The sequence below is a fragment of the Chromohalobacter sp. HP20-39 genome, from assembly GCF_033052815.1.
Lineage (GTDB): Bacteria > Pseudomonadota > Gammaproteobacteria > Pseudomonadales > Halomonadaceae > Chromohalobacter.
Window position 1 is genome coordinate 285,564 of sequence record NZ_JAWHTP010000004.1, and the last position, 12,995, is coordinate 298,558.

The window sequence follows — 12,995 nt, forward strand, 5'->3', positions numbered from 1 at the left end:
GAGCACAGTGCGGCAATCGTGATGCCCTGTTCCCTACATGCAAAAGCCACCGCCCTTAGGCGGTGGCTTTTTCGTTGGCCAGTAAGTAGGTGCGGTTTAGCGTGCCGTAATGGCATCGACGGGGGTTGCGTTGCCTGCTGCGGCGTTGCGGTAGGCGGCATCTTCTTCGGCGAGCACCTGCGGCGAGAAGCGGATGAGCAGGGTACAGAAGGAGGCGAGCATCACCGCGACGCCAAGGAAGAAGAGGCCTTGCTGATAGGAAAGAGATTCGCTGCGAAACAGGAAGCCGGCTGCCACGGCGCCGGCATTGCCGCCTGCGCCGACGATGCCGGCGACAGCACCGAGGGCCTTCTTGTTGATGAAGGGGACGACGCCGAAGGTGGCACCTTCGGCCATTTGAGTGAAAAGGCTGAAGACCAGCATGATGCCGATGGCGAGCGCCAGCGTTTGCATCTGGGCGAAGCCCATCAGGGCGACACTTTCACAGAGCATGGCGATGAAAAGCCAGCGTACGCGGCCCTTGAGGCCGCCATGGCGGGCAAAAAGATCCGAGAATATCCCACCCAGGGTGCGCGCGAACAGGTTCATCAGTCCGAATAGCCCGGCGATGAGTCCGGCGGTGGCCAGGTCGAGTTCGAAGTTGTCGAAGAAATAAATGGCCGCGATGTTGTTGATGGTCAGTTCGACACCGAAGCATGCCGCGTAGACGATGAACAGCGCCCAGACACGTACATCCTTCATGGCGGCGCCGAAGCTTTGCGCCATGCCGTGCTCTTTCTCGGCATAGGGGAGTTCTCCGCGCGCCCGCAGCGCATCGAAGTTGCCGTTCGGTGCGTCCTGCGTGAAGAAATAGTAGGCGATGCCGGTCGCGAATAGCACGATACCGGGCACGACCATGGCCAGACGCCAGCCGAGCGCCTCGTTGACGCCGAGCATCAGGACGCCGGCGAAGATCAGCGGCATGAGGATCTGCGTGGTGCCGCCACCCAGGTTTCCCCAGCCCGCCGTGGTGGCGTTGGCGGTGCCGACCACGTTGGGCGCGAACATCACCGAGGTGTGGTACTGGGTGATGACGAAGGAGGCGCCGATCGCGCCAATGGCCAGCCGTGCCAGCAGGAAGGTTTCGAAGTTGTCGGCGAGGCCGATTAGCATCACCGGCAGGGAACCGAGGCACAACAGCCAGGTGTACGCCTTGCGGGGGCCGATTTTGTCGCAGAGAAGCCCGATCACTAGGCGTACCAGGACAGTGATGGCGACCGAGGCAATGATGGTATTACCGATCTGGGTCTTGCTCAGGTCGAGGTCTTCACGCACGACGGCCATCAAGGGGGCGATGCCGAACCAGCCGAAAAAGCAGACGTGGAACGCGAACCACGACATGTGGAAGACACGCATCTGCGGTGTCTTGAGGCTGAAAAGCCGTATCTTGTTGGCTTTGTTGCGGATTTCCATGGCTCATCCTCTAACGTTGGAGTAGCGGAGATCGAACGCGACATCGGCGACCTTCGTCGTGAAGGGCCGGGTCTTGGGGTTCGACGCACTCGTACTCACTTGGCGAGCCTGGTCCACGTCCTGATGTCTCATGAAAAGCAAGAGGTGTGCCAATGAAGCGTGATGTCGTCAAAGGCGTTTTCTGGGGGCGGGTGTCGCGTCTTTGGGCATGCTTTTGGTGCGCCATGAGAGGCGGTCGCACCGTTGTGATGCATCGAAATCGCACCGCCAATGTGCAAGCGCCGTGTGACGTGGCCCGTCAAGGGGCACGTCCTGGCATGTAACCTGCATTGAAAGTCGACAAGCACCCAGCAGAGGAAAGCGCATGACCGTCAAGGTGCTGATCGTGGATGCGCGGCAGGAACGCTCGCGGGCGCTGGAACGAGCGCTGCATGAGGCGGGGTTCGACGTGGTGACACGTGCCGACGAGCATGACGATCTCTACGCCATCATGATGCGCGTCAAGCCGGATGCGGTGATCATTGATGCGGCGCTGCCCAGTCGCGATACCCTGGAGCACATGGGGCAACTGGGTCGCCGCTTTCCCAAGCCGATGATCATGCTTGCCGAGGAAGAAACGCCGAATTTGACGCGCGAAGCGACGAGTGTGGGCGTCAGCGCCTATGTGGTCGAGGACGTGCAGCCGGCGCTGGTGCGTTCGATGGTCAATGTGGCGATTGCCAGCTTCGAAGCGCATCGCGCCCTTAAGGGCGAACTGACCAAGACACAGACCACGCTGGCGCAGCGGCGCACTATCGAGCGCGCCAAGAGCCGATTGATGGAAACGCATGCGTTCAGCGAAGACGCCGCCTATCAGTGGCTACGCAAGCACGCCATGAATCGTCGCTTGACCATTCACGAGGTGGCTCAGGCCGTCTTGGCCAGCGACGATTCCGAGTCGTAGGAGACAATGATGAATGACCCCCAAGCGTCTCGAGACGAGTGGCCCTCGCCCGAGCGCGATACGCTGATCCTGGGCATGTTACCACTCAACGATGCCGCGCCGTTGGTGGTCGCGCGTGAGTGTGGCTTTTTCGCGGCGCATGGGTTGGATGTGACGCTGCAAGTGGAATCGTCGTGGGCCGGTTTACGGGATGCTATGCAGCTTGGGCTCCTCGATGGCGCGCAGATGTTGCCGCTGATGCCGCTGGCCTCGACATTGGGGCTCGATGGACGCCCTACGCCGATGCTCTCGGCGCTGACGCTGAGTCTCGGTGGTAATGCCATCACCGTATCCAATGCGCTGTATGCCAGCATGCGCTCGGCGGATCCCGATGCCATGGCGCGGACGCCGATATCAGCCCGCGCCTTGGGAGCTGTGGTGCGTCAACGACGTGTCGCGGGCGAACCGGCGTTGCGTTTCGCCAGCGTGTATCCGTTTTCCTCGCACCACTATCAATTGCGTTACTGGCTGGCGGAAGGCGGCGTCGATCCCGATCGCGATCTCGATCTGCGCGTAGTGCCCCCGCCCTTGGTGGCGAAGCAACTCGAGGCTGGTTGGCTGGATGGTTACTGTGTCGGCGAGCCCTGGAATACACTCGCGGCACGTCGTGAAAGCGGCCGCGTGCTGATCGGCAGTCATGACATCTGGCAGCACGGGCAGGAAAAGGTCTTCGCGGTGCGCGAGGCATGGGCCGAGGCTTATCCGGCGACGCACCGTGCGGTGCTGCGGGCGCTGCTCGAGGCCTGCGCCTGGCTGGATGCCCCGGCGCAGCGTAACGAGGCGGCTCGCTTGATGTGCGAAAAAGGCTACCTGGACGTGCCGCCTACCGTGGTGGAGGAGAGCATGGCAGCGGAGAGTGGTTCGGTGCCGCATGGCGTGAGTGTCTTCCATCGCCATGCGGCGAATTTCCCCTGGCGATCGCATTTGCGATGGTATGCCGAGCAGATGCGGCGTTGGCAACATCTGGACGTCGCTACGCCGGCGCTAGAGGACTGCTTGTCGCGTTGCGTGCGGCCGGACCTTTTCCGCGAAGCGGCCGATGACCTGGGCCTCAGTTATCCGCTCGTCGATGCCAAAAGCGAAGGCGAACATGCAACTGAATGGTCGCTGGAAGGAAGTCGTGGTGCCATCGCCATGGGCAGCGATCAACTGCTGGGCGGTGGGTGTTTTTCGGGCCGAGACCGAGGCTGAGGAGGGTGAAACGCAAATCGCCCCACCGCTATGGTGGGGCGATTTGTGAGAAGTTGGCGTCCAGGAGGGGCCTCCTAGCCTTCGTCGCCCGGATTCTCGTTGAGAGTACGCACGCTGGCGATGGCCGGCGTATCGCTGTCGCTTTCCAGCTTGGCGAGCAATGGCTTGGACTCTTTCTTGAACGCCGCCAACTGCTTGCCTTCTAGACTCGTGTTCTCGGGCAGCTTGACGCGCATGGCGTCGACCTGGCTATTGTTGACCATGACTTCATAGTGCAGGTGGGGGCCGGTACTGCGCCCGGTGTTACCCGACAGCCCGACCTTCTGGCCCATCGTCACCCGATCGCCTTCCTCGACCAGGCGCTTTGAGAGATGCATGTAGCGGGTCTTGTAGCCATTGTCGTGGCGGATGACCAGGTAATTGCCGGCACCGTTTTTCTGATAGGCTGACTTGATCACGCGACCTGCTGCCGGAGACTCAATCGCTGTGCCGGTGCGTACGGCGAAATCCGTGCCGCGGTGGGGGCTGATTCGCCCGGTGACTGGGTGCTTGCGGCGCAGGTTGAACGACGAACTGATGCGCGGGCGGCCCTCGAACGGGTAACGGTTGAAAGCCGGGTCCAGGCTTTGGCCGTCGGGTGTATAGAAGCGGTCATTGGCACTGTTGCGCACCACGGTCAGGTCCATGCGTTCGCCTTGATACTGGGCGGCGAGAATGCGTGAGTCGAGGCTTTCGCCTTCCAGCATGTCGGACTCGACGAGTACCTGAAAGCGGTCGCCGGCACGCGTGTTGCGGCGGAAATCCAGTTTCTTCGAGAGCAGGTTCGTCAACTGGGCTACTTCGGCGCTGGAAAGGCCGGTGGACTGCGCCGAGAGGGTAAAGCTACCGTTGACCGTACCGGCGAATAGACGCTGGGTGGCTTCGGTTGCCTTGGTGACATTGGAAACGTTGAAGTCGTCTGCGGGGGATTTGCGCTTGATCAGATATCCCTTGCGGGCATTCTTCATGACGCGCAATGCCAGCAGGTCGCCGTCCTCGTCGAGCTTGTAATCGAACGAGCGACCCACTCGCCAGCGTGTCAGGACTTTCTTGTCAGGCATGCTGTCGAGGATATTCATGACCGTGCCGTAGCCTAGCCCAAGCGTGCGTTCGGCAGTGACGGCGAAGGTGTCGCCAGGCTGAACGGTATAGGTTTGCCACTCCGGCACGAAATCCTGCTGTGCGGCGATCTCTCGATCGAGCTCTGGTGAGCCGTCTGGATCGTGCAGCTCTTCGGGATCGATGGAAAAATCTCCGTAGGACGTACCTCCCAAGGTACCATCGTCAGGTTCGTCTTCGGAGAACGATCCCAGCAGTTGCATGGCTGATTCCAGTGCGCTGGTCGCAAGTGAGGAGGAAGCCTGCGTTTCGAAGGCCGGCGCATCGGAGACAGTGTTGTCAGCGGCGTGCGCCTTGTCGATGAAGTCGACATCGACGATCTCCTGGGCCTTGAGCTCACTCAGCGGGATATCGCGAGTGGTCACAGTCTCCAGGGTATCGAGGGCATTGCCCGCCAGCGAGGGCGACGACGAATGAGAATCGCCGACGTCTTGAGTGATCTGGTGAGTGGCTGAGTTGCCACCATTGTCGTCGATGACGGTAACGATTTTGTGCGCGCCCAGCACGGTCACCATGGTGGCGACCGGTAACAAAATTAACTTATGTGTGCGGGGCAGCGAATGAAGAATCCGCAACATGATAAATAGAAGCCATATACGTGAACGTTGAATAGATAAAAGGCATTGAAACGATAACCTATACTAAACGAAATGCCTATCCTGTTCATGTATACAGGTCATGCATACAGCAACGGCAAGCCGGTATTAGCGGCTTGCCTTGTATGCGTGGCTATGTGAGTAATCCCTTACCGGCGCCACGCGATGTACACTAATTGCACAATTTCAGTCGGTCAAGCTGCCGTCTTTATAGGCCTGCATGGCGGCCTCCAGCTCGCTGCGTGAGTTCATCACGAAAGGGCCGTAATGGGCGATCGGTTCGCGATGCGGTGTGCCTCGCAGGAGCAGGGCGCCAGCCTGGCCGTCCGCTTCCAGGGTGAGCGCGTCGCCCGCTTCGAGCACCGCCAGATTGCCAGCGGTTACCGCTTGGTTGCCAATTTTTACCGTTCCCATATAGGTATATACCAGCACGGTCTCATCATCTAGCTGTTTTAGTGACAATATGCCCGAGTCAAGGTGGACATCGGCGACACCGGCATTGCCGGCCAAGGCATCGAGAGGGCCGTCGATGCTGGCTGTGGCGCTTTGCCAGTGACCGCCGAGGGCGACCAGGTGGCTGCCTTGCCCTTCGAGGCGTGGCATTTCCTGCGCGCGTATATCGCGGTATGTGGCCGTGCTCAGCTTGTCGCTTGCCGGCAGGTTGATCCACAACTGAAAGGCGTGGAGACCTTGGTTGTCGGTCAGTGGCATTTCGGAGTGGATCATCCCGCGTCCGGTGTGCATCCATTGCGCATCGCCGGCATGGATGGTGCTGCTGTGTCCAAGATGATCCTCGTGCGTCAGCCCCCCGTGAATGACATAGGTGAGTGTCTGCATGCCCCGGTGTGGGTGTGGCGGAAAGCCGCCGATATAGTCATCGGGCTGATCGGACCCCAGTTCGTCGAGCATCAGGAAGGGATCGAGTCCGCCCTCGAAGTCGTGGAGGCGTTTGATCTTGACACCATCGCCGTCCTGGCTGGGGTGGCTGGAGCGAATGTGCTTGATCTGGCGGTGAGTCTGCGTTGCCTGTGTCATGGTGAATCCTCTTGATGACAATGACTGGTATTTTAGTTCGTATTTTTCGAAAATTAATCGCATATTTTTGCTCTTAACCTTCGAGGAAATCGAATGGCCAACGTCACGTTAGCGCAATGGCGAATGCTCGCCGCCGTGGTCGATCATGGTGGATTCGCGCGTGCCGCCGACGCCGTGCACAAGAGTCCTTCCACACTCAATCACGCGGTTCACAAGCTCGAAGAGCAACTCGGCGTCCAGGTCCTGGAGCCCGTGGGACGCCAGGTGCGCTTGACCGAGGCGGGCGATATGTTGCTACGCCGTGCCCGGCAGTTGCTGGAAAGCGCCGATGCACTGGAAGATGTCGCCGAGCGCTTGGGGGAGGGGCTCGAAGCCGAGGTGGTGATTGCCGTCGATCAGCTCTTTCCGCCGGATGCCCTGGCACAGGCGCTGGACAGTGTGTCGCGGCACTATCCTCATGTTCGTGTTCAACTGCATGAGACCGTGCTCAACGGCGGTGTCGAGATGCTCTACGATGGGCGCGCCGACCTGGTCGTGTCCGGCATCGCCGCCCAGGGTTTCCTGGGCGAGCCGCTGGTCAACGTGGCGTTTCTGGCCGTATCGCATCCGGCGCATCCCTTGCAGCATCTGGGACGTGAACTCGACCTGCGCGATCTGGAGCAGCATCGTCAGTTGGTGGTGCGCGATTCGGCGCTGCGCCAGTCGATGGATGCGGGGTGGCTCAAGGCCGAGCAGCGCTGGACCTTGAGCCATCTGGTGACGTCGGTGGATATGCTGTGCCGTGGACTGGGGTTCGCCTGGATGCCGACGACACGCATTCGCGAGGCGCTGCGGACGGGCAGTCTTGTACCGTTGCCCCTAGCGGTAGGCGGGCGTCGTGAGGCGTCGATGCAGCTTATCTTTCGCGATCGGGATCGTGCTGGTCCGGCCACGCGGGCGCTAGCGGCGGCGTTGCATGCAGCCGTGGCCGATTGCTGCGATGAGCATTCGATAGAAACGAACGGTTAGGCCGCTTTAATGCGCTTGAGCGTCGAATCAATCGATTTATGCTGAGCGGCATCGAGGGTGATCGAGCATCGGTCATCCGCTCATCAAGCATCAGGTCGCGCGCAGGAGGCAAGTATGGGGTTGTTGATCGAGGGTCGTTGGCACGACCAGTGGTATGACACCAAGAAGCACGGCGGTGAATTCGTTCGCGAGTCCGCCCAGTTACGCGACTGGGTGACGCCGGACGGGTCGCCGGGGCCGCAAGGTCAGCCCGGCATCGCGGCCGAGGCAGGGCGTTTTCATCTATATGTGTCGTTGGCCTGCCCGTGGGCGCATCGCACCCTGATCGTGCGTAAGCTCAAGGGGCTCGAGGATTTGGTCGGCGTGTCGCATACCAGTCCGTTGATGCTGGAACAGGGCTGGTCCTATGCCATCGACGAGGGCTCGAGTGGCGATCCACTCAATGGTGTCGATTACCACCATCAGCTCTATACGCTGACCGACGCAGATTATACCGGGCGCGTGACGGTGCCGGCGCTGTGGGATAGGCGTGAAGGGCGTATCGTCAACAACGAGTCTGCTGACTTGGTACGCATGCTGGGCGGGGCGTTCGATGATTTGACTGGCAACCGGCTGGATCTTTACCCGGCGGATCTCCGCGAGACCATCGATGCCGTCAACGCCGACGTCTACGATCACATCAACAACGGCGTTTACAAGGCCGGCTTCGCCACGCAACAGGCGGTCTACGAAAAGCACGTCACGGCGTTGTTCGCGGCACTCGAGCGGCTCGAGGCTCGGCTCGACACGCAGCGCTACCTTGCCGGCGAGTGGTTTACCGAGGCGGACATTCGGCTTTTCACCACGCTAGTTCGCTTCGATGCCGTCTATCACGGGCACTTCAAGTGCAATCTGCGGCGCATCGAGGACTACCCCAACCTGTCGAACTACCTGCGCGAACTGTACCAGTGGCCGGGCATTGCCGAGACGGTGAATTTCGATCATATAAAGCGTCACTATTATTATAGCCACGACACCATCAACCCGACACGCATCGTCCCCCAGGGGCCGTTGCTGGATCTGGAGCGTCCCCATGACCGTGAACGGTTGCCGGGGCAGGGCATTCGCGACGCTCGGTGAAGCCCGACAGACTGCGAGGGCGATGTATCAGCGTCGCTGCTGGGCACGTGTCAGCCAGCGATCGAGCGCATTGGCGAAGGTGCGCCGTTCGACATCGCCATAGGGCGAGGGGCCGCCGGTGTGCTCGCCGCTGGCGCGTAGGGTTTCCATGAAGTCACGCATCTGCACCTGGGCACGGATGCTGTCGCGGGTCAGCGTTTCGCCACGATTGGTGATGACCTCGGCGCCGCGTGCCAGCGCGGCTTCCGCCAGGGGGAGGTCGGCGGTGACGACGAGATCGCCCGGCGCCACTCGGTCGACGATGGCGTCGTCGGCGGCATCGAACCCCCCGGGAACGGCCAGCGCGCTGACCCAGGCCGAGGGCGGCAGGGGCAGGCGGTGATTGGCGACGAAGCGTGTCGGGGTCTGGGTACGTTCGGCGGCACGCACGATGATCTCGCGGGCGTGACGGGGGCACGCGTCGGCATCGATCCACAGCGTCGGCATGGGGAACTCTCTCGATAAGCGAATAGGCTTGATGGATGAATTAAGATTGGGCAAAGCCATTAGTCGATGGTAGTATGCCATTTCCTCGCATGTGTTGACCCCTCCATCCTGTATTCGTCCCTGTGCGATGTGCCTTCCACTCATAATGTGGTTGGGCCTTGAGGACGTTTCTGCGCAAGGCGCATTGCCCGCTCGCTTCGAGCCGGCCGTGAGAGCGCTTGCCGCATCGATGGCGCGCAATGACGCGTAAGGTCGCCACAGCTGTCGCGTATGCGACAGGACGCAGGTGCTGCGACCGGCGCCTTTTGTTTCGATGCCCCAGGCCGAGCGGCCGATGGGCAATGAAGGCGCCTTGAATTTTTCCGCCGGTTCGCTCCGGCTATCCAAGGTGTGACATGACCACGACTCCCGCTGCCTCGTCGACTTTCGCCGAGCTTTCGCTGCCGTCTGTTCTTCTTTCTACGCTCGAATCACTGGGATATGAGACGCCCTCCCTGATTCAGACTAAAACCATTCCTGCGCTACTCGAAGGGCGCGATGTGCTGGGCCAGGCTCAGACCGGTACGGGCAAGACCGCTGCCTTTGCCTTGCCGCTGTTGTCGCGTCTTGACCTCAAGCGTCGTCAGCCACAAGTGCTGGTGCTTGCGCCTACACGTGAGCTGGCGCAGCAGGTTGCCGCTTCTTTCGTCCAGTACGGCCGTGACCTCAAGGGTCTCGAGGTTCTTAGCCTGTGCGGCGGCCAGGAATATCGTGAACAGCTCAGTGGGTTGCGTCGCGGCGCCCAGGTCGTCGTCGGCACACCGGGACGTGTAATTGACCACCTCGACCGTGGCAGCCTCAAGCTCGACGGCCTCAATGCGCTGGTACTCGACGAAGCCGACGAAATGCTGCGCATGGGCTTCATCGATGACGTCAAGCGCGTGGTCTCCGATACGCCGCAAGATGCACAGCGTGTGTTCTTCTCCGCGACCTTGCCTAATGAGATCTCACGCATCGTCGATCATTACCTGGTCGATCCGCTGAGGATCATGATCGAGACCAAGACCAAGACCGCCGAAGGTATCGAGCAGCGGCTGGTACGTATCGAAGGTGGTGCCAAGCTTGAGGCGCTATCGCGCCTGCTCGAGGTCGAGCCGGTAGACGCCGCTATCGCCTTCGTGCGTACGCGTGCTGCCTGCACCACCTTGGTCGAACAGCTATTGCTGCGCGGCGTGAACGCGGCGGCGCTGTCCGGCGACCTTGACCAGAGTCTGCGCGAGCGTACCGTCGAGCGCCTCAAGCGTGGCAAGGTCGATGTCCTCATCGCCACTGACGTTGCCGCGCGCGGTCTCGACGTGCCGCGTATTACGCACGTTTTCAATTATGACCTGCCGCAAGACGGTGAAGCGTATACTCACCGCATCGGGCGGACGGGGCGTGCTGGACGCAAGGGCGTGGCGATCACCTTCGCCGGTGGCCGCGAGCAGCGTCGCGTACGTGACATGGAGCGTGTCACCGGCCAGCCGATGAAGGAAGTCGAGTTGCCCGATGAGTCTGTCATCCGCGCGCATCGTGACGAGTTGTTCCGCAAGCGCGTTCTGGAGACGCTGGAGAGCGGTAGCGACTATCAGCGTGAGCTGATCGAAGGCTTGGTCGATGACGGTTATGATGCCGTCGATCTGGCTTGTGCCATGGCCAGCATGGCGCGTTCGGGCGAAGCTCCCATCGGCCGCTTGCCGAAGCCTGGCGAGCGTCGTTCTCCCCGCCAGGGCGGCGGCCGCGACGACAAACCCAATCGCCGTGATCGTGGGCCAAGTGCCGGCATGACCCGTTACCGTGTATCGGTGGGGCACAAGGATGGCGTCAAGCCCGGTCAACTGGTCGGTGCCTTGGCCAACGAAGGCGGCATCGATGGTGGCAAGATCGGTCGCATCGACATTCGCAACGCCTTCTCCGTGGTCGAATTGCCGAATACGCTGCCGGCAGCCGTGCTCTCACGCATCGGTCAGGCGCGTGTCGCCGGCCGCCCGCTTGAAATCGCCGAGGATCGCGGTGGCCAGGAGCGCGCGCCGCGCCGTAATCGTGATGATGACGACTCCAAGAATCGCTCGCAGGCGTAATCTAGCCACCAACGGCTCACGTATGCCGCCCGTTACCTGACGGGCGGCCATGAAAAATGCCCCATGGCACATTGCTGCCATGGGGCATTTGCGTTGGATAAGGCGCTTCGCCCGGAAGGGCGAAGGCCTACCGAGTGACGTTACCCTTCGCGCTTGCCGTCGACGAGGCGCTTCAGGTTCAAGCCGTTCGCTTCCTTGAGTGCTTCGGGTAGCAGCGAATCGGAGAGGTTCTGATAGCACACCGGACGCAGGAAGCGGAAGATTGCGGCGCTACCCACGGAGGTGGAGCGTGCATCGGACGTGGCCGGGAAGGGGCCACCGTGCACCATGGCATGGCAGACCTCGACACCGGTCGGCCAGCCGTTGGCCATGATGCGGCCGGCCTTGCGTTCCAGTGTGGGTAACAGCTGTGCCGCATCCTGAGTATCGTCTTCGTCCATCTGCAGAGTGGCGGTCAACTGGCCTTCCAGAGCTTCGGCAACGCGTTTCATTTCGTCCAGATCGTTGCAGATCACGACCAATGACGTGGCGCCGAAGACTTCGTCCTGTAGCGATTCGTCGGCTAGAAGGTCCGCCCCTTGCGTGGTGAAGAGACCGGCCTGGCACTGGTTCTCACCTTCGCCGGTTAGGCCACGGCCCACTTCAGTGACCTTGGCGTTACCTGCCAGCTTGGCGACGCCTTGCTCATAGGCTGAATGAATGCCCGGCGTCAGCATGGTGCTTGCGGGCGTGTCCTTGAGCGCCTTGCCAGCCTCCTCGATGAAATTATCCAGCGCCGGACTCTTGACGCCGATCACCAGGCCGGGGTTTGTGCAGAACTGGCCCGCGCCCATGGAAACGGAGCCGACGAAGGATTGCGCGAGGTCGGTACCGCGTGCTTCGAGCGCCTTGGGCATCAGGAAGACGGGGTTGATGCTGCTCATCTCGGCGTAGACCGGGATCGGCTCGGGGCGCGATTGCGCGGCTTGTTGCAGTGCCAGGCCACCTTTGCGTGAACCGGTGAAGCCGACTGCCTTGATGTTGGGATGCTTGACCAGCGCAGTGCCTACCTCGTAACCGGCATCGAAGAGCATGGAGAACACGCCTTCGGGCATGTTGCACTTCTGAGCGGCTTTCTGAATGGCGCGCGCTACCAGCTCGGATGTGCCAGGATGCGCCGCGTGTGCCTTGACGATTACCGGGCAGCCTGCCGCCAGTGCGGAGGCGGTATCACCGCCCGCCACAGAGAAGGCCAGCGGGAAGTTGCTGGCGCCGAAGACCGTGACCGGGCCCAGAGCGATGTGGCGCTGGCGCAAGTCGGGGCGTGGCATCGGCGTGCGCTCGGGCAGGGCCGGGTCGACACGGACGTCGAGCCATTCGCCGGCACGGACGACACTCGCGAAAAGGCGCAACTGGTTACAGGTACGGCCTCGCTCGCCTTCGATACGCGCGACTGGCAGGCCGCTTTCGCTCATGGCGCGCTCGATCAGACCGCCACCCAAGTGCTCGATTTCCTCGGCGATGGTTTCCAGAAACTTGGCTCTTTCTTCCAGTGAGGTTTCCCGATACGCATCGAAGGCATCCCAGGCAAGCTGACAGGCGCGCTCGACCTGCTGGCTATCGGCACTGGTAAACTCGGGCGGCAGGTTCTCGCCACTGGCGGGATCGACTGCCTGAAAGCTGGCGCCGGGGCCGGCTGCAATGTCTTGTCCGATGATCTGCTTGCCTTCCAATATCATTCTTGCCTCCTGGCAGGGTGAACAGGTTAGAAATGGAGATGGTGCGTTCGGAATTCAACAGCGGCATGTCGCCGCCACTCCTTGACAAGAGTGAACGCCAGCCGTCAGGACGCCTGGTGATATCACCAAGCGTCCATGAGACGGTGGCGTT

Annotated in this window: 10 protein-coding genes; 5 read left to right on the forward strand and 5 right to left on the reverse strand. The window is 61.4% G+C overall.

Translation table 11 applies throughout. The features are described from left to right. Window positions 1-96: 96 nt before the first annotated feature. A complete protein-coding gene (locus RVY79_RS10800; RefSeq protein ID WP_317464140.1) occupies window positions 97-1,452 on the reverse strand; it encodes an MFS transporter in 1,356 nt (451 codons plus the stop codon). A 364-nt stretch (window positions 1,453-1,816) separates the two neighbouring features. Between RVY79_RS10800 and RVY79_RS10805 the strand changes: the two genes are divergently transcribed. Both RVY79_RS10805 and RVY79_RS10810 read left to right on the forward strand, forming a co-directional pair. Next, entirely contained in the window at window positions 1,817-2,395 is a 579-nt protein-coding gene (locus tag RVY79_RS10805; protein ID WP_317464141.1) for an ANTAR domain-containing response regulator, read from the forward strand. Between the two features lie 9 nt (window positions 2,396-2,404). Beyond that, the gene (locus RVY79_RS10810; RefSeq protein WP_317464142.1) at window positions 2,405-3,625 is read left to right on the forward strand and encodes a CmpA/NrtA family ABC transporter substrate-binding protein; all 1,221 of its coding nucleotides are present in this window, start codon (window positions 2,405-2,407) and stop codon (window positions 3,623-3,625) included. A 74-nt stretch (window positions 3,626-3,699) separates the two neighbouring features. Here RVY79_RS10810 and RVY79_RS10815 read toward each other — a convergent pair whose 3' ends face one another. Then, window positions 3,700-5,298, reverse strand: a complete 1,599-nt coding sequence (locus RVY79_RS10815; RefSeq protein ID WP_317464143.1) for a peptidoglycan DD-metalloendopeptidase family protein — start codon at window positions 5,296-5,298, stop codon at window positions 3,700-3,702. A gap of 267 nt (window positions 5,299-5,565) precedes the next feature. Then, window positions 5,566-6,414 (reverse strand): pirin family protein, encoded by an 849-nt coding sequence (locus RVY79_RS10820; protein WP_317464144.1) that lies wholly within the window; start codon window positions 6,412-6,414, stop codon window positions 5,566-5,568. 93 nt (window positions 6,415-6,507) lie between these two features. Here RVY79_RS10820 and RVY79_RS10825 point away from each other — a divergent pair, with 93 nt between their 5' ends. After that, the gene (locus RVY79_RS10825; RefSeq protein ID WP_317464145.1) at window positions 6,508-7,422 is read left to right on the forward strand and encodes a LysR family transcriptional regulator; all 915 of its coding nucleotides are present in this window, start codon (window positions 6,508-6,510) and stop codon (window positions 7,420-7,422) included. A gap of 114 nt (window positions 7,423-7,536) precedes the next feature. After that, window positions 7,537-8,541 (forward strand): glutathione S-transferase family protein, encoded by a 1,005-nt coding sequence (locus tag RVY79_RS10830; protein ID WP_317464146.1) that lies wholly within the window; start codon window positions 7,537-7,539, stop codon window positions 8,539-8,541. A gap of 27 nt (window positions 8,542-8,568) precedes the next feature. On the opposite strand, the gene RVY79_RS10835 is transcribed toward RVY79_RS10830, so the two are convergent. Then, window positions 8,569-9,027, reverse strand: a complete 459-nt coding sequence (locus RVY79_RS10835; protein ID WP_317464147.1) for a YaiI/YqxD family protein — start codon at window positions 9,025-9,027, stop codon at window positions 8,569-8,571. 395 nt (window positions 9,028-9,422) lie between these two features. Here RVY79_RS10835 and RVY79_RS10840 point away from each other — a divergent pair, with 395 nt between their 5' ends. Continuing rightward, entirely contained in the window at window positions 9,423-11,126 is a 1,704-nt protein-coding gene (locus RVY79_RS10840; RefSeq protein WP_317464148.1) for a DEAD/DEAH box helicase, read from the forward strand. Between the two features lie 140 nt (window positions 11,127-11,266). Here the strand turns inward: RVY79_RS10840 and RVY79_RS10845 are convergent, their stop codons facing one another. Next, window positions 11,267-12,844, reverse strand: a complete 1,578-nt coding sequence (locus RVY79_RS10845) for an aldehyde dehydrogenase (NADP(+)) (protein ID WP_317464149.1) — start codon at window positions 12,842-12,844, stop codon at window positions 11,267-11,269. Between the last annotated feature and the right edge of the window lie 151 nt (window positions 12,845-12,995).